Here is a 15,581-nt window from a genome sequence, read left to right as displayed (position 1 = left end):
CACCCGGACCCGCGATGAGCGCCGCCGCCCCCGCCCCGCCGGAACATGCCGCCCCCCTGCCGGATTGGCTGGCGGGGCTGCGCGGCCGCGTGCAGGCGGGGGTGGTACTGGGCCCGCAGAGCTGGTTCCGCGTCGGCGGCCCGGCGGAGTTCCTGGTCCGTCCGGCGGATGCGGAGGACCTTCTCGCCCTGCTGCGCGCCAAGCCCGCCGGGGTGCCGCTGGCCGCGATCGGCGCCGCCTCCAACCTGATCCTGCGCGACGGCGGGCTGCGCGGCGTGGTGCTGCGCCTCGCCCGCGGGTTTTCCGAGGTGATGGTGCAGGCGGACGGGATCGTGGCCGGCGCCGCGGTGCTGGACGTGACCCTGGCGGAACACGCCGCCGCCGCCGGGCTCGCGGGCCTCGAATTCCTTTGCGGCATCCCGGGCAGTGTCGGCGGCGCCGTGGCGATGAATGCCGGCGCCTATGGGGCCGAGGTGAAGGACGTGCTGGACTGGGCAGAGATCGCGACGCCGGAAGGGCTGCGGCGCCTGCCCGCGACGGAACTCGGCTTCCGCTATCGCCGCGCCGCCCTGCCGCCCGGCGCGGTCGTCACGCGCGCACGATTCCACGCCACGCCCGGCGACCGGTCTGCTATTGCCACCCGCATGGGGGAGATCCGCGAGAGCCGCGAGGCCAGCCAGCCCGTGCGCGCCCGCACCGGGGGCAGCACCTTCAAGAACCCGCCGGGGCACAAGGCCTGGGCGCTGATCGATGCGGCCGGCTGCCGCGGCCTGCGCCATGGGGCGGCGCAGGTCAGCGAGAAGCACTGCAATTTCCTGCTGAACCTCGGCGGCGCCACCGCCGCCGAGATCGAGGAACTGGGCGAGATGGTGCGTGCCCGGGTCCTGGCCCATTCCGGCGTGGGGCTGGAATGGGAGATCAAGCGAATGGGGGAGTTCGCTCAATGACACGCGTCGCCGTCCTTCTGGGGGGAATTTCGGCGGAGCGGGAGGTCTCTTTGTCCTCCGGCACGCAATGCGCCGCCGCGCTGGAAAAGGCGGGGCACGAGGTCACCCGCATCGAGGTGGGCCAGGACCCCGCCGCGCTGATCCAGGCGCTGCGGGACGCGAAGCCCGATGTGGTGTTCAACGCCCTGCACGGGCGCTTCGGCGAGGATGGCTGCGTCCAGGGCATCCTGGACTGGCTCGGCATCCCCTACACGCATTCGGGGGTACGCGCCTCGGCGATGGCGATGAACAAGGCCACCGCCAAGGCCGCCTTCACCGCCGCCGGCCTGCCCGTGGCGCCGCACCGGCTGATCGAGGCGGCGGAGCTGGAGGAGGCCGATCCCCTCCCCACTCCCTATGTCATCAAGCCGGTGGAGGAAGGCTCCTCGGTCGGCGTGCACATCATCAAGGGCGGCGACAACCGCCGCGCCGAGATCGCCCGGACCTGGCGCTACGGCACCATCATGGCCGAGCCCTATATCCCCGGCCGCGAGCTGACCGTGGCGGTGATGGGCGACCGCGCGCTGGAAGTCACCGAGATCAACGCCGAGGCCGGCGAGTTCTACGACTACGACTCCAAGTACGCCGATGGCGGCTCCCGCCACACGCTGCCCGCCCCGGTGCCCGCCGCGATCCGCGCCCGGGCCATGGAGGTGGCGCTGCAGGCGCACCGCGCGCTCGGCTGCCGCGGCGTCTCGCGCTCCGACTTCCGCTACGATGACACCGGAGAGGGCGAGGGCCGCCTCGTTCTGCTGGAGGTCAACACCCAGCCCGGCATGACGCCCACCTCGCTGGTGCCGGAACAGGCGGCGCATCTCGGCATCGCCTTCCCCGAGCTCTGCGACTGGATCGTCTCCCAGGCCCGCCACGACGGGATGCCCCCGGGTAGGGTTCCCCCTGGCGGGCTGCGCCATGCCGCGTGAGCCGCAGCGCCCCTCCGGCCTGCGCCTCTGGCTGCGGCGCCGGCGCGGGCTGGTCCGCCCGGCGCTGCGCGCCGGCATCGCCGTGGCGCTGCTCGGCGTGGTGGTGATGGGCGTCTCCGCCTTCGCGCCCGCCGGCGGGCTGCTGCAGTTCGGCAGCGGCTTCACCTCCGCCGCGCGCGACGCGGGGCTGAAGATCACCGAGATCCGGATCGAGGGCGCGGAGAACATGCCCGAGCCGCGCATCCGTGCCGCGCTCGGGGTGAAGACCGGCGACCCGACGCTCGCCTTTTCCCCCGACGCCGCGCGCCAGGCGCTGGAGGCCCTGCCCTGGATCGCGCAGGCCGAGGTGGAGCGCCGCCTGCCCGGCACGGTGGTGGTGCGCGTGAGCGAGCGCCGCCCCTTCGCCATCTGGCAGAACCAGGGCCGCTTCTCGGTGGTGGACCGTTCCGGCAAGGTGGTGGCGACGGACCGGCTGGACGCCTTCGGCCCGCTGCCGCTGATCGTCGGCGCCGGCGCGGAGAAATACGCCGCCGCCCTCTATGACCAGCTTCGCGAGGCCCCCGACGTGCTGGCCCGCACCCAGGCGCTGGTGCGCGTCGGCGAGCGGCGCTGGAACCTGCATCTTTCCAACGGCATGGACGTGTTGCTGCCGGAGGGCGAGGAAAAGGCCGCGATCCGCCGCCTCGCGGAACTGCAGAAGCGCAACGCCCTGCTCGACCGCCCGCTCGTCTCGGTGGATATGCGCCTGCCCGACCGGCTGGTGGTGCGCCAAGCGAACGCCCCGGCCCCGCCCGCCGAGGCCAGGCGCGGGAGCGGCAAAGGGTGAACGAACTGACGCGCATCCCGCCCCAGCTCGAACCCGTCGCCCGGCCGCGCCGCCGGCCACGCGCGCGCTCGGGCATCTATGGCGTGCTCGACATCGGCAGCACCAAGACCGCCTGCATGATCGCGCGCGTCGATGCCGACGGCCTGCCGCGCGTGCTGGGCCATGGCTGGAAGCGCGCCGGCGGCATGAAGGGCGGCAACGTCGTCGATCTCGCCGAGGCCGAGCGTGCGGTGCGCGACGCGGTGGCGGCGGCGGAGGAGATGGCCGACCACAAGCTCTCGGGCGTCATCTGCAACCTGTCCTGCGGCCAGCCGGAAAGCCGGGTGCAGAACCTGCACTGGACGATCGGCGGCCGCGCCGTCACCGAGGCCGACCTGCGCGCCCTGCTCTATGACGGCCGCCGCCGCGCCGCGGAGGAAGGGCGCGAGAGCGTGCACGCCATCCCGCTCGGCTTCACCATCGACGCGACGCCCGGCGTGGACGATCCACGCAAGATGACCTGCGACGTGCTGGGTGCGAAGCTGCATCTCGTCAGCGCCTCATCCGCCTCGCTGCGCAACCTCGGCGCCACCCTCGCCGCGCTGGACCTGGAGATCGAGGAGCTGGTTTCCGCCCCCTTCGCCGCCGCGCTGGCCGTGCTGGTGGAGGACGAGAAGGAACTCGGCGCCACGGTGGTGGACATGGGGGGCGGCTGCACCAGCCTCTCGGTGATCCAGGATCACCACCTGCTCTACACCGCGCAAGTCCCGGTCGGCGGCTGGCAGGTGACCAACGACCTGGCGCGCGGCCTCGCCACGCCGATCGCTCAGGCGGAACGCATCAAGACCCTGTATGGCGGCGTCACCGCCACCGCCGAGGACGAGAAGGAGATGCTGGTCATCCCGCAGGTGGGCGAGGACGACGACCACATCGCCCGCGTGCCGCGTGCCATGGTGATGAACATCGTGCGCCCGCGCCTGGAGGAGACACTGGAGCTGGTGCGCGACCGCATCGAGGCGGCGGGCCTCGGGCCGGAGACCGGCTCGCGCGTCGTGCTCACCGGCGGCGCCAGCCAGATCGTCGGCGTGCGCGAGCTCGCGGCGCGAATCCTCGACCGGCAGGTGCGTCTCGCGAAGCCGCATCCGGTGCGCGGGCTGCCAGAAAATATGCAAACTCCCGATTTCGCGACAACGCTCGGGCTTCTCTCATGGGGTGCGGGCGAAGGCCGCCCGACGCTCGACCTCGACATGGGCGGAATCGTGCCACGCAGCAAATTTGCGCGCTTCGTGAACTGGCTAAGGGATCGTGTCTGAGGCAAACTGCCGGCGGGGACAGTTCTTTTCCGGATTCACGTCCGGATTCATGCGTTGCCAAGGGGGGCTACGCCGATGACTCTCAACCTGACGATGCCTCGTCAGCAACACACCGATTTCTCGCCGCGGATCACCGTGGTCGGCGTCGGCGGTGCGGGCTGCAATGCCGTCAACAACATGATCGCCATGGGACTCGATGGGGTCGAGTTCCTGGTGACCAACACCGACGCGCAGGCGCTGCTGAACAGCCGTGCGGAGCGGCGCGTGCAGCTGGGTCCGCACCTGACACAGGGCCTGGGCGCAGGCGCCAAGCCCGAGATCGGCCGTGCCGCGGCGGAGGAAGCAACCGAGGATCTCGCGCGCCACCTCGAAGGCGTGCACATGGTCTTCATCACCGCCGGTATGGGCGGTGGCACCGGCACGGGCGCGGCACCGGTGATCGCACGCATGGCGCGTGAGCGCGGCGTGCTGACCGTCGGCGTGGTGACCAAGCCCTTCGACTTCGAGGGGCCCAAGCGCAAGCGCGCCGCGGATATGGGCCTCGACGAGCTGCAGCAGTATGTCGACACGCTGATCGTCATCCCGAACCAGAACCTGTTCAGGAAGGCGAACGAGCGCACCACCTTCGCCGAAGCCTTCAAGATGGCCGACGACGTCCTCTACATGGGCGTGCGCGGCGTGACCGACCTCATGGTCAACCCCGGCCTGGTGAACCTGGACTTCGCCGATATCCGCACCGTGATGGCGGAGATGGGCAAGGCCATGATGGGCACCGGCGAGGCCGAGGGCGACGACCGGGCGGTGAAGGCGGCCGAAGCCGCGATCAGCAACCCGCTGCTGGAGGACACCTCCATGCGCGGCGCCCGCGGCGTGCTGATCAACATCACCGGCGGCTGGGACATGACCCTGTTCGAGGTGGACGAGGCCGCGAACCGCATCCGCAAGGAAGTGGACGAGGAAGCCAACATCATCTTCGGCTCCTCGGTGGACGAGGAGATGAACGGCCGCCTGCGTGTTTCCGTGGTGGCGACGGGCATCGATGCCGAGGTCGAGGAAGCCCTGGCCGAGGCGCCGAAGCTGGTCGCCATCGGCGGCGGTGCGGTGCATGCGGTGGGCGGCGCGAGCCTGCATGGCTCGAACCCGCACGGCGCGCATCCGGCTCCGGGCGCGCCGATGGCGCGGGCCGGCGGCCCCGCCGCGCCCGCCCGCCCCGCGACCACTGCGGGCGCGCCCTCGGGCCACACCGTCGCCCCGGCGCCGGTGTCGATGACGCCGCCCTCGCTGCGCACTGCCGTATCGCCCAGCATGACGCCGGGCCCGCGCCTCGCCGTGAACCGGCAGGCGGAGCCGCAGGCGCCGGTCGCCGAGGCCGCAGCCCATCACGAGGCCGAGCCGGGCCCGCAGCCGACCGCCGAGCCCGTGCTGCGCGGCCCGATGGCCGCCCCGCTGGCTCCGCCGCGCTCGCCAGCCTCCGCCGCCCCGGCCCCCGGTGCCGCGCCGGGCGGGCTGAACCGGCTGTTCCGCCAGGCGACCGGGCTGATGAAGCGCAGCCTGCCGGACGAGGCTCCTGTCCCCGCGCCGCAGCCGCAGCGGACGGAGGAAGCCCACCGGGCCCCGCCGCAGGCCGAGACCGGGCTGGACATCCCCGCCTTCCTGCGCCGTCAGAAGAACAACTGACGGCCGGACCACCCGGCGCCCGGGAACACCCGATTGGCCGCTCCTGCAGGACGGCCGGCGAATCCAGGAAACCCGCCCGAAGATTTCGGGCGGGTTTTTTCATGCGCAATAACTCAAGAAATTCAGCCACTTAACGCGAAATATTGAGAAACAAGGCTTGAATGGCGCTTCCCCGCGCCCGGTGCCAGTTTCCAGATGTGGCGGCAGCAAGGCCGTCGGCAGAAAACAGGTTCCAACACTTCTATGGACGGTTCCCTCCTTTCCGTGACCGGTGCCCGCAAGACCCTCAAGGCCGCTATCGGCTGCGTCGGGACTGGCCTGCACTCCGGTGACCGCGTCAGCCTCACGCTGCGCCCGGCCGAGGCGGGGACGGGGATCCTGTTCCGCCGCACCGACCTGGGCGTGGACATCCCGGCCCGCTACGACCTCGTCACCGACACCCGCCTCTGCACCGCGCTGACCTGCCTCACCCCTGCTGGCGAGGCACGGATCGGCACGGTGGAGCACGTGCTGGCCGCCCTGGCCGGCTGCGGCGTGGATGACTGCGTCATCGAGGTCGATGCCCCCGAGATCCCGATCCTGGACGGCTCGGCCGCGCCCTTCGTCTTCCTGATCGACTGCGCCGGCATCACGGCCTCCGCGCCCTATGCGCCGCGCGACACGATCGAGGTCCTGAAGCCCATCCGTGTCGAGGAAGGCTCCGCCTGGGCCGAGCTGCACCCGAACAGCCGGCGCGGCCTGGAGATCTCCCTCGCCATCGCCTTCGAGGGCACGGCTGTCGGCCGGCAGGACCTCTCGCTGCCCCTGACGCCGGACTCCTTCCGCGAGGTCCTGGCCGATGCCCGCACCTTCACCATGGCGGAGGACGTGGCCCGGCTGCGTGCCGTCGGCCTTGCCCGTGGCGGCTCGCTCGCCAATGCCGTGGTGGTGGACGGCCCGCTGGTGCTGAACCCGGGCGGGCTGCGCCATCCGCAGGAATTCGTGCGGCACAAGATGATGGATGTGGTGGGCGACCTCTTCCTGGCCGGCGCCCCGCTACGGGCCAGCTTCCGCGGCCACAAGTCGGGCCACAGCCTGAACAACCGCCTGCTGCGTGCCCTCTTCGCCGATCCGACCGCCTGGCGCATCGAGTCCCAGGTGTCCGAGAACGCCAGCGCTGCGGCCAACACCCGCCTCCCCATGGCCGCCGCCCCCGCCTGACGCCCGGCCGCCTTTCCGGTCTTTCCCGGTGAGGCGCGCCCGGGCGAGAAGTGGGCGCCCGTTCCTCTCCCCAGCCCGTCGAGTACGGTCCCGAACACCTCTCAGCCCCCCCTTGTCACCGTCTCCGGAACCTCCCCGAGCCCCGGCCTCCGGCAGAAGGAGGCGTTGAAAGGCAGGTGTCGGCACGTCGTCAGGCTTGCTTCCTCGAAGCCGCTCCCCTTGGCCCCATCGAGGAAGCAGCGCAGAGGGGCCGCCCGATCCCCCGGCGGGCGATCCCTCTGCGCACCGGCAGCGTCCGCGGATGCGCTTCCCAGGCCGCCCCGGCCCGCACCACCTTCCCGGACAGCCCCCTTCCTGTGCCGGGAAAGGATCGGCAAACGAGCCACTGCATCCTTCGTCATCCACGGTGCTTTCGGCCCCTGCCGGCGCTCCGCAGCCGTGTTATAGGGCGCCCACCATGCGCATGATCGCCACGCTCCGCCGCTCCCTCCCGCGCCGCGCCAGCCACGCGCCGCACGGAGCTCCCCGCCGGGCTCCCCGCCGGGCCCCCTACTGGGCGCTGCTGCTGCTGCCTCTGCTCCTGCCGGGATGTGGCCTGCTCGGCCAGTGGGACGGCAAATCCGCCAGCCTGACCACCAAGCCGGACGGCTCCACCATAGGCACGCCCGAGGAACTCTACGCCGCGGGCATGGACGCGCTGAAGCAGGAGAAGCCCGCCCAGGCGGTGGAACTCTTCGAGACGGTGGAGCGCGAGCACCCCTATTCCACCTGGGCCACCAATGCCCGGCTGATGACCGGCTACGCGGAATACTCCCGCAACCGCTATACCGAGGCGCTGACGGCGCTGGACCGTTTCATCCAGCTCCACCCCGCGCATCGCGACATCGCCTATGCCTACTATCTGCGCGGCCTCTGCTACTACGAGCAGATCAACGACGCGCAGCGCGACCAGACCTCCAGCAACACGGCCATCACCGCGCTGCAGGACGTGGTGAACCGCTTCCCCAACACGCCCTATGCCCGCGACGCGCGCCTCAAGATCGACCTCGCCCGCGACCATCTCGCCGGGCACGAGATGTCGATCGGCCGCTTCTACCAGCAGCGCGGCCTCTATGCCGCCGCGATCGGCCGCTTCCGCAACGTGGTGGACAACTACCAGACCACGAACCATGTGCCGGAGGCGCTGCACCGCCTGACCGAGATCTATCTGGCGATGGGACTCACGGAGGAGGCCCGCAAGACCGCCTCCGTGCTCGGCCACAATTACCCGGGCAATCCCTGGTACCAGGACAGCTACGCCATGCTGGTGGAGGGTGCGCCCCCCGCGCCGGGCGACGAGCGCCCGGGCTTCTTCCGGCGGGCCCTCAACACCATCTTCTGACCTCCCACGAACCTTCCGGGCCGGGCGCCTCGTGCGCCCGGCCCGCTCCTCCCGCGGAGCCCGCTTGCTCGCCTCCCTCTCGATCCGCGACGTGGTGCTCATCGAGCGCCTGGACCTGCGATTCGGCTCCGGCCTGACGGTGCTGACCGGCGAGACCGGCGCCGGCAAGTCGATCCTGCTGGACAGCCTGGGCCTCGCCCTTGGCCAGCGGGCCGAATCCGGCATGGTCCGCGCCGGACAGGCCCAGGCCAGCGTCACCGCCGTCTTCGCCCCCGCCCCCGACCACCCCGCCTTCGCAATGCTCGCGGAGCAGGGCATGGAGGGCGAGGAGGAGATCGTGGTCCGCCGCGTGGTGAACACCGACGGCCGCTCCCGCGCCTTCGTCAACGGGGAGCCGGTGGGCGTCGGCCTCCTGCGCCGCCTGGGTAGCCTGCTCGTCGAGGTCCAGGGGCAGCACGACCAGGTGGGCCTCGCCGACCCTGGCAGCCATGGCGGATTGCTGGATGCCTTCGGCGGGCTGGAGCCGCGCCGCCGCAAGGCGGGGGACGCCTTCCGCGCCTGGCGATCCGCCAGCCGCGCCCTGCGCGAGGCGCAGGAGGCCATCGCCGCCGCCCAGCGGGACGAGGAATGGCTGCGCCACGCCGTGGGGGAGCTGTCCGACCTCGCCCCGGAAGAGGGCGAGGAGGAGGCCCTGGCCAGCGAGCGCCAGCACATGCAGCAGGGTGAGCGCCGTGCCGAGGCCATCGCCTCCGCCCTGGCCGAGTTGCAGCCGCGCGACCGGCGTGGCGGCAGCGGCCCCGCCGCCGCACTGCGCAACGCTGCCCGCGCCCTGGAACGCCTGCCCGCGCCGAACGAGGAGGCCGCCCCGGCCCTCGCCGCCCTGGCCGCCGCGCAGGACGCGCTGACCGAGGCAGAATCCCTGCTGGAACGCCTGAGCGCCGATTTCGGCCCCGACCCGCGCCGGCTGGAACAGCTGGAGGAACGCCTCTTCGCCCTGCGCGCCGCCGCCCGCAAGCATGCCGTGCCGGTGGTGGAGCTGCCCGGCCTGCTGCTGCGCCTCAAGGAGCGCCTGGGCGCCCTGGATGCCGGCACCGGCCGCGTGGCGAAGCTGGAGGCCGAGGCGGAATCCGCCCGCAACGCCTTCATCGCCGCCGCCTCCGACCTCACCGCCGCCCGCACCAAGGCGGCACGCGAGCTGGAGAAGGCCGTGGCGCGCGAACTCGCCCCCCTCAAGCTCGACCGCGCTCGGCTGCATATCGAGCTCGTCCCGCGCGAGGAACCCGCCTGGGCCGCCGATGGCGTGGACCGGATCACCTTCCTCGTTTCCACCAATCCCGGCCAGATCCCCGGCCAGCTCGCGAAGATCGCCTCGGGCGGCGAGCTGTCGCGGCTGATGCTGGCGCTGAAGGTCGTCCTCGCCCGTGGCTCGCCCGTGCCCACCCTGGTCTTCGACGAGGTGGACAGCGGCATCGGCGGCGCCACCGCCGCCGCGGTGGGGGAGCGCCTGTCCCGGGTTGCGGACCGGCTCCAGGTCCTGGTGGTGACCCATTCGCCGCAGGTCGCTGCCCGTGGCACCGCCCATCTCCGCGTCGCCAAGGGCGTGCGCGGCGACCGGGCCGAGACCCGCGTGGAACCTCTCGACCTCGGCGCCCGGCGCGAGGAGATCGCCCGCATGCTGGCGGGCGAGACCATCACCGAGGCCGCCCGCGCGGCCGCCGACGACCTCCTGGCAGGGGCCGCCTGACACGGATCTCCGCCTGACCACCCGGTCCCGGCCTCTTTCCCCGCCATGGGGATAGGACCGGGGCCGATCTTCCCTGGGGCATGGCGCCGGCTCCTCCGGTGCCTGTGGGCCCTTGCCGCCACCTCGCCGGGCCGGTCCAAGCCGTGTCCCCACCCATCCCGAGGCCGCGCGGCGCCCGTCCCGCCCCCTTTCCGATCGAGGACGCGATGAACCGACGCAGCCTGCTCGCCGCCGGCATGACCCTTCCCTTTCTGGCCGCCTGCGCCATGCCCATCCAGAACGGGCTGACCCCGGTGCTGGAATCCGACACGCCGATCCAGGGCGTCACCACCAGCCGGGACGGGCGCGTCTTCGTGGTCTTCGCCCGGTTGGACGGTGCCGAGGGGCCGCGCGTGGCCGAATGGGTGAACGGCCAGTACCGCCCCTATCCCGACGCCGCCTGGAACGCCTGGCGCCCCGGCGCGGCGCCGAACAATGCCTTCGTCCGCGCCAACGCGCTGCGCATCGGGCCGGAGGGCGACCTCTGGGTGGTCGATACCGGCAGTCCGGGCATCGGCAAGCCCGCTCTGGCCGGCGGCCCCAAGCTGGTGCAGATCGACCTCGCCACCAACAAGGCGAAGCGCATCTACCGGCTGGACGAGCTGACCGGCGAGCGCAGCTTCATCGACGACGTGCGCTTCAACGCGCGCCTCGCCTATGTCACCGATGCCGGCCAGCCCGCGATCATCGTGATGGACCTGGACCGCGGTGCCGGATGGCGCGTGCTGGAGGGTGATCCCTCCCTCACCGCCCGCCGCCCCCTGACGGCCGAGGGGCAGGAGCTGCGCGGCCCCGACGGGCGCCCGGTCCTCATCCATGCCGACCAGGTCGAAGTGTCGCAGGACGGGCAGTGGCTCTACTACCAGTCCTGCTCCGGCCCGATGTCGCGCATCGCCACCCGCTACCTGGATGACCGCAACATCGCCGACAGCGAGCGTGCCCGCCATGTGGAGCCCTGGGCCCAGACCGGCTCCACCGGCGGCACGGCCATCGACGCCGCCGGCAACATCTACGCCAGCGACACGGACAAGCTCGCCATCCTCCGCATCGCCCCCGACCGCACCGTCACCACCCTGGTGCAGGACCCGCGCCTGCTCTGGGTGGATGCGATGTGGATCGACGATGCGGGCGACCTCTGGCTGCCGGCGGCCCAGCTCAACCGCCTCCCTGCCTTCCAGGGCGGCACGTCGCGCGTGGTGCAGCCGGTCCGGGTCTTCAAGTTCACCCTCGGCGCGCAGCCGGTCCGGCGATAGCCCCGGCTTGCGGCGTCTCGCCCGTGGCTGGCACCGGGGGAGGCGCCGCCTCCCCCGGTCCCCACCGCCGGGGACATCGTATGCCCCCGGGCCTCGCCTTGCGTTGGCGCGGGTGGCAAGGCCAGTCCCCTGGCCCGATCCTGGCGGACAGATGGGCCAGCGGGGCTCCCAGAAGGAAGAGGACACCGTCTCCGTGCTGGTGGCGCCCACAGTCGCCGGAGAGCCATGCTCCCCGGCGCGATCCGGCCGCAGCGGGAGCCAACACCCCAGGTCCAGGGCCCACAGGGTCCTGGCGGATGGGGGGGTCACGGGAGGAAGGCGGAGCCTTCCCGCCCGGGCCACGCCCCCCCGCCCGAACACATTCTGCCGCGTTACTCCGCTATCACCCGCCGTTTCCGCTCCTTACCGATCTGCCCTAGGCCTGCCGCCATGTCCGACCGAACCGAATCGCGCCCCGTCGAGTCGCTCAACGAGGAGGAGGCGCGCGCCGAGCTTGCCCGCCTGGCCGGGCAGATCGCCGAGGCCGACCTCGCCTACCACCAGCAGGACGCACCGATCATGTCGGACGCGGCCTATGACGCGCTGCGCCGCCGGAACACCGCGATCGAGGAGCGTTTCCCTGCCCTGAAGCGGGAAGACAGCCCGAACGAGGCGCCGCCCGGCGCGCCCCCGGCGGCAGGCTTCAGCAAGAGCCGGCACGGCACGCCGATGCTCAGCCTGGACAATGTCTTCGGCCCGGAGGAATTCGCCGAGTTCGCCGCCCGCATCCGCCGCTTCCTGGGCCTTTCGGTCGAGGAGGTGCTGCGCTTCGTGGGCGAGCCCAAGATCGACGGGCTTTCGGTGAACCTGCTCTACGAGGACGGGCGCTTCGTGCGGGGCGCCACGCGCGGCGACGGCATGGTGGGCGAGGACATCACCCGCAACCTGGAAACGCTGGACGAGCTGCCCCGCCAGCTTCCGGCGCCCCATCCCGCCCGCATCGAGATCCGGGGCGAGGTCTTCATGACCAAGCCCGACTTCCTCGCCTTCCATGCCGAGCAGACCCGGCTGCACGAGGAGCGCGAGGCCCGCCGCGCCGCGGGCGAGCCGGTGGGCCCGGCGATCCGCATTCCCGTCAACCCGCGCAACGCCGCCGCCGGCTCGCTGCGCCAGCTCGACCCGGCGGTGACGGCCAGCCGCCCTCTGCGCCTCTTCGCCTATGCCCAGGGCGAGTCCAGCGAGCCGGTGGCGGAAACTCATTCCGAGTACCTGAAGCGGTTGGAAGGCTGGGGTTTCCGGGTGAACCCGCTCTCCCGGCTCCTGCCCGACGAACATGCCGCCGGGGCCTTCCAGGCGGAGCTGGCGGAAAAGCGCGCCGGCCTCGCCTATGACATCGACGGCGTGGTGTACAAGCTGGACCGGCTGGACTGGCAGAGCCGCCTGGGCTTCGTCGGCCGCGCCCCGCGCTGGGCCATCGCCTGGAAGTTCCCGGCGGAACAGGCGACCACCACCCTGCTGGACATCCAGATCCAGGTCGGCCGCACCGGGGCGCTGACGCCGCGCGCGGTGATGCAGCCGGTCAATGTCGGCGGCGTCATGGTGCAGCACGCCACCCTGCACAACGAGGACGAGATCGCCCGCAAGGATGTCCGCATCGGCGACACGGTGATCCTGCAGCGCGCCGGCGACGTGATCCCGCAGATCACCGGCATCGTGCCGGAGAAGCGCCCGGCGGACAGCCGGCCCTTCGTCTTCCCCGACACCTGCCCCGCCTGTGGCTCCCATGCCGTGCGGCCGCCGGGCGAGGTGATCAAGCGCTGCACGGGTGGCCTGATCTGCCCGGCGCAGCAGGTGGAGCGGCTGATCCACTTCGCCTCGCGCAACGCGATGGACATCGAGGGGCTGGGCATCGAGAACATCGAGCTGCTGCACCGCGAGGGGCTGGTGAACACCCCCGCCGGGATCTTCCGCCTCAAGGGCCATACGGAGCGGATGCGTGGCTGGGAAGGCTGGGGCGGCCGCTCCGGCAAGGATTCCAGGAAGATCACCAACCTCCTCGCCGCCATCGAGGCGCGGCGGGAACCGTCCCTGGAACGCTTCCTCTTCGGCCTGGGCATCCGGCGCATCGGCGCGCAGAACGCCCGCCTCCTCGCCCGCCACTACGGCACGGTGGAACACTGGCGCCAGGCCATGCTCGATGCCCGCATCCTGGGCTCCGAGGCACGGGAGGATCTGGGCGGCATCCAGGGCATCGGCCCGGCCATCGCGCAGGAGCTGGTGGAGTTCTTCTCCGAGCCCCGCAACCTGGAGGCCCTGGACGACCTGCTGCGGGAGGTCCACCCGCAACCGGCCGAGACGGTGGCCGAGGGCGCGCTTTCCGGCAAGAGCATCGTCTTCACCGGCTCCCTGGAAACCATGACGCGGCAGGAGGCCGAGGCCCGCGCGGAATCGCTGGGTGCCAAGGTGGTGAAGAGCGTTTCCAAGAAGACCGACCTCGTGGTGATCGGCGCCGATGCCGGCTCCAAGGCCAAGAAGGCCGCGGAGCTCGGCCTTCGCACCCTCACCGAGGCGGAGTGGCGCGAGCTGGCCGGGATGGGTTGAGGAACGGCCCGGAGGCGGACCGCCCGAAGACGATGCGGCGCCCCCTACCGGGCGCCCAGCTCGTAGAACTCGTCGGTCAGCTCCCCGGTGCCATCGCGCAGCAGCAGGCGCGGCGGGATGCCCTCCGGGCGCTTCTTGCCTTCCGGCAGCGGCGAGACATAGGGCCCGCCGCCCCGGCGCTTGCGGAAATCGGCCTTCACCTGGTCCCGCAGCCCGGCATCGGTCATCAGGTCAAAGCCGACCCCGGCCATGACGATGGCCGAGTTGATCGCCCCCTTGTCGCCGATCGAGGTGCCGCCGCAGGCCGTGACCGGCCAGGTGTGCAGCCCCACGCCCACCGGCATGGTCTCCCAGGCGAAGAGGCCGGTCGGGGCGTTGTAGCTGACATCGCCGACATCCGTGGAACCGCCCGTCTGCATCTCCGGCAGGAGGGGCAGGAGATTGGTCGCGAGCCCGGCTTCCGGCAGCCTCGACTCGCGCTGGCAGGCGCGGGCGAAATCCTGCTCCGCCGGGGTCCATTCAATGGGCACGGCCGAGAGGTGCTGGTGGATACGGCGGACCAGCACCTCGTTCGGCAACAGATCGTGCAGGCCGAAGGGCTGCTCGATCTCCACCTCGGTCTGCGTCGCCCTGGCCGCGCCCTCGGCCACCTCGCGGACCCAGCCGGTCACCTCCCCGACCTGCTTCCGGTTTGTGTCGCGGATCACGATGGCGACCGCGGCCCGGTCCGGCACGACGTTCGCCGCCTCGCCCCCATCGGTATAGACGTAATGCAGCCGGGTGGTGGGGCGCAGGTGCTCCCGCATGAACTGGACGCCGATGCCGAACATCTCGGCCCCCTTCAGCGCGCTGCGCCCTTCCCAGGGATCGACCCCGGCATGGGCGCTGCGGCCCCGGAAGCGGATGCGCAGCAGGTTCATCGCGGCGGTCCGCAGCAGGCCCGTGCCGGTCATCGGCGCCGGATGCCAGGCGAGGCAGGCATCCAGGTCGTCGAACAGCCCGTCGCGCGCCATGTAGACCTTGGCACCCTCGGTCTCCTCCGCCGCGCAGCCATAGACGCGGATCGTCCCCGGATGGCCGCCCTCCATCATCATCCTGCGCAGCGCCATGGCCGCGCCGGTGCAGCCCGCGCCGAGCATGTTGTGCCCGCAGCCATGCCCGACCTCGGCGCCCTTCGGCCCGGGCACCGGGCGGGGCTCGGCCGCGTTGCCCAGCCCCGGCAGCGCGTCGTATTCCGGCAGGAAGCCGAGCTTCGGGCCACCCTGGCCCTGGCTCCATTCCGCGACGAAGGCCGTCGGAATCCCCGAGGTACCCTGGCTGGCGATGGTGAAGCCGGCGGCGCGCAACTCCCGCAGGTGGATCCCCGAGGAGACCTCCTCGTGCAGCGACAGTTCGGGATTCGCCCAGACCTCGCGCGAAATGCGGAGGATGGCGTCGCGGCAGGCCTCCACCGCCCCGCGCGCCGCCGGCGCCGAGGCCGGAGGGGCCGCCTTCACCGCCTCCTGCGCGAAGGCCGATCGCATGTCGGCCAGTGGCCAGGAGACAGCCGTCGCGAGTGATCCGAGGATGATGGAGCGGCGGGGCACGGGGCCGGGGCCCGGATGCTGTCGCATATCGGTCTCCTTCCAGGAAGGCAGTGACGAAACTGCTAGATGGACCCCGCTCCGGGTGCAACAACCG

General features: G+C 71.9%; 11 protein-coding genes. 10 read left to right on the top strand and 1 reads right to left on the bottom strand.

What is annotated here, in order from left to right; genetic code table 11:
* The first annotated feature begins 14 nt into the window (after nt 1-14).
* The 10 genes from murB to ligA all read left to right on the top strand — a co-directional run bounded on the left by murB (nt 15) and on the right by ligA (nt 13,901).
* Nucleotides 15-947 (top strand): UDP-N-acetylmuramate dehydrogenase, encoded by a 933-nt coding sequence (gene murB, locus CTJ15_RS23085; protein WP_099782056.1) that lies wholly within the window; start codon nt 15-17, stop codon nt 945-947.
* Entirely contained in the window at nt 944-1,909 is a 966-nt protein-coding gene (locus CTJ15_RS23080; RefSeq protein ID WP_099782055.1) for a D-alanine--D-alanine ligase, read from the top strand. Before murB ends, CTJ15_RS23080 begins: the two co-directional genes overlap by 4 nt.
* Nucleotides 1,899-2,735, top strand: coding sequence for a cell division protein FtsQ/DivIB (locus CTJ15_RS23075; RefSeq protein ID WP_019459417.1), 837 nt, complete (start codon nt 1,899-1,901; stop codon nt 2,733-2,735). Before CTJ15_RS23080 ends, CTJ15_RS23075 begins: the two co-directional genes overlap by 11 nt.
* Nucleotides 2,732-4,027, top strand: coding sequence for a cell division protein FtsA (gene ftsA, locus CTJ15_RS23070; protein WP_019459418.1), 1,296 nt, complete (start codon nt 2,732-2,734; stop codon nt 4,025-4,027). The genes CTJ15_RS23075 and ftsA overlap by 4 nt, the downstream gene beginning before the upstream one ends.
* Before the next feature lie 75 nt (nt 4,028-4,102).
* Entirely contained in the window at nt 4,103-5,704 is a 1,602-nt protein-coding gene (gene ftsZ / locus CTJ15_RS23065; protein WP_019459419.1) for a cell division protein FtsZ, read from the top strand.
* A 243-nt stretch (nt 5,705-5,947) separates the two neighbouring features.
* The gene (gene lpxC / locus CTJ15_RS23060) at nt 5,948-6,904 is read left to right on the top strand and encodes a UDP-3-O-acyl-N-acetylglucosamine deacetylase (RefSeq protein ID WP_019459420.1); all 957 of its coding nucleotides are present in this window, start codon (nt 5,948-5,950) and stop codon (nt 6,902-6,904) included.
* Between the two features lie 457 nt (nt 6,905-7,361).
* Nucleotides 7,362-8,285: an outer membrane protein assembly factor BamD gene (locus tag CTJ15_RS23055; protein WP_075821910.1), complete on the top strand. Its 924-nt coding sequence runs from the start codon at nt 7,362-7,364 to the stop codon at nt 8,283-8,285.
* Between the two features lie 64 nt (nt 8,286-8,349).
* Entirely contained in the window at nt 8,350-10,029 is a 1,680-nt protein-coding gene (gene recN, locus CTJ15_RS23050; protein WP_075821911.1) for a DNA repair protein RecN, read from the top strand.
* A 206-nt stretch (nt 10,030-10,235) separates the two neighbouring features.
* Nucleotides 10,236-11,321 (top strand): L-dopachrome tautomerase-related protein, encoded by a 1,086-nt coding sequence (locus tag CTJ15_RS23045; protein ID WP_075821912.1) that lies wholly within the window; start codon nt 10,236-10,238, stop codon nt 11,319-11,321.
* Between the two features lie 429 nt (nt 11,322-11,750).
* On the top strand, nt 11,751-13,901 hold the full coding sequence (gene ligA, locus CTJ15_RS23040) for an NAD-dependent DNA ligase LigA (RefSeq protein ID WP_075821913.1): 2,151 nt from the start codon (nt 11,751-11,753) through the stop codon (nt 13,899-13,901).
* 44 nt (nt 13,902-13,945) lie between these two features.
* Here ligA and CTJ15_RS23035 read toward each other — a convergent pair whose 3' ends face one another.
* The gene (locus CTJ15_RS23035) at nt 13,946-15,514 is read right to left on the bottom strand and encodes an amidohydrolase (protein ID WP_099782054.1); all 1,569 of its coding nucleotides are present in this window, start codon (nt 15,512-15,514) and stop codon (nt 13,946-13,948) included.
* Nucleotides 15,515-15,581 lie beyond the last annotated feature (67 nt).

The sequence above is a fragment of the Roseomonas sp. FDAARGOS_362 genome, from assembly GCF_002754815.1.
Taxonomy (GTDB): domain Bacteria; phylum Pseudomonadota; class Alphaproteobacteria; order Acetobacterales; family Acetobacteraceae; genus Roseomonas; species Roseomonas mucosa.
Note: the sequence above shows the minus strand (reverse complement) of the source record. Positions and strands in the feature narration are given on the sequence as shown.

Bases quoted from the DNA above. Each gene is read 5' to 3' on its own strand.
- murB (WP_099782056.1), top strand. From the start codon at position 15: ATGAGCGCCGCCGCCCCCGCCCCGCCGGAACATGCCGCCCCCCTGCCG.
- CTJ15_RS23080 (WP_099782055.1), top strand. From the start codon at position 944: ATGACACGCGTCGCCGTCCTTCTGGGGGGAATTTCGGCGGAGCGGGAG.
- CTJ15_RS23075 (WP_019459417.1), top strand. From the start codon at position 1,899: ATGCCGCGTGAGCCGCAGCGCCCCTCCGGCCTGCGCCTCTGGCTGCGG.
- ftsZ (WP_019459419.1), top strand. From the start codon at position 4,103: ATGACTCTCAACCTGACGATGCCTCGTCAGCAACACACCGATTTCTCG.
- lpxC (WP_019459420.1), top strand. From the start codon at position 5,948: ATGGACGGTTCCCTCCTTTCCGTGACCGGTGCCCGCAAGACCCTCAAG.
- CTJ15_RS23055 (WP_075821910.1), top strand. From the start codon at position 7,362: ATGCGCATGATCGCCACGCTCCGCCGCTCCCTCCCGCGCCGCGCCAGC.
- CTJ15_RS23045 (WP_075821912.1), top strand. From the start codon at position 10,236: ATGAACCGACGCAGCCTGCTCGCCGCCGGCATGACCCTTCCCTTTCTG.
- ligA (WP_075821913.1), top strand. From the start codon at position 11,751: ATGTCCGACCGAACCGAATCGCGCCCCGTCGAGTCGCTCAACGAGGAG.
- CTJ15_RS23035 (WP_099782054.1), bottom strand. From the start codon at position 15,514: ATGCGACAGCATCCGGGCCCCGGCCCCGTGCCCCGCCGCTCCATCATC.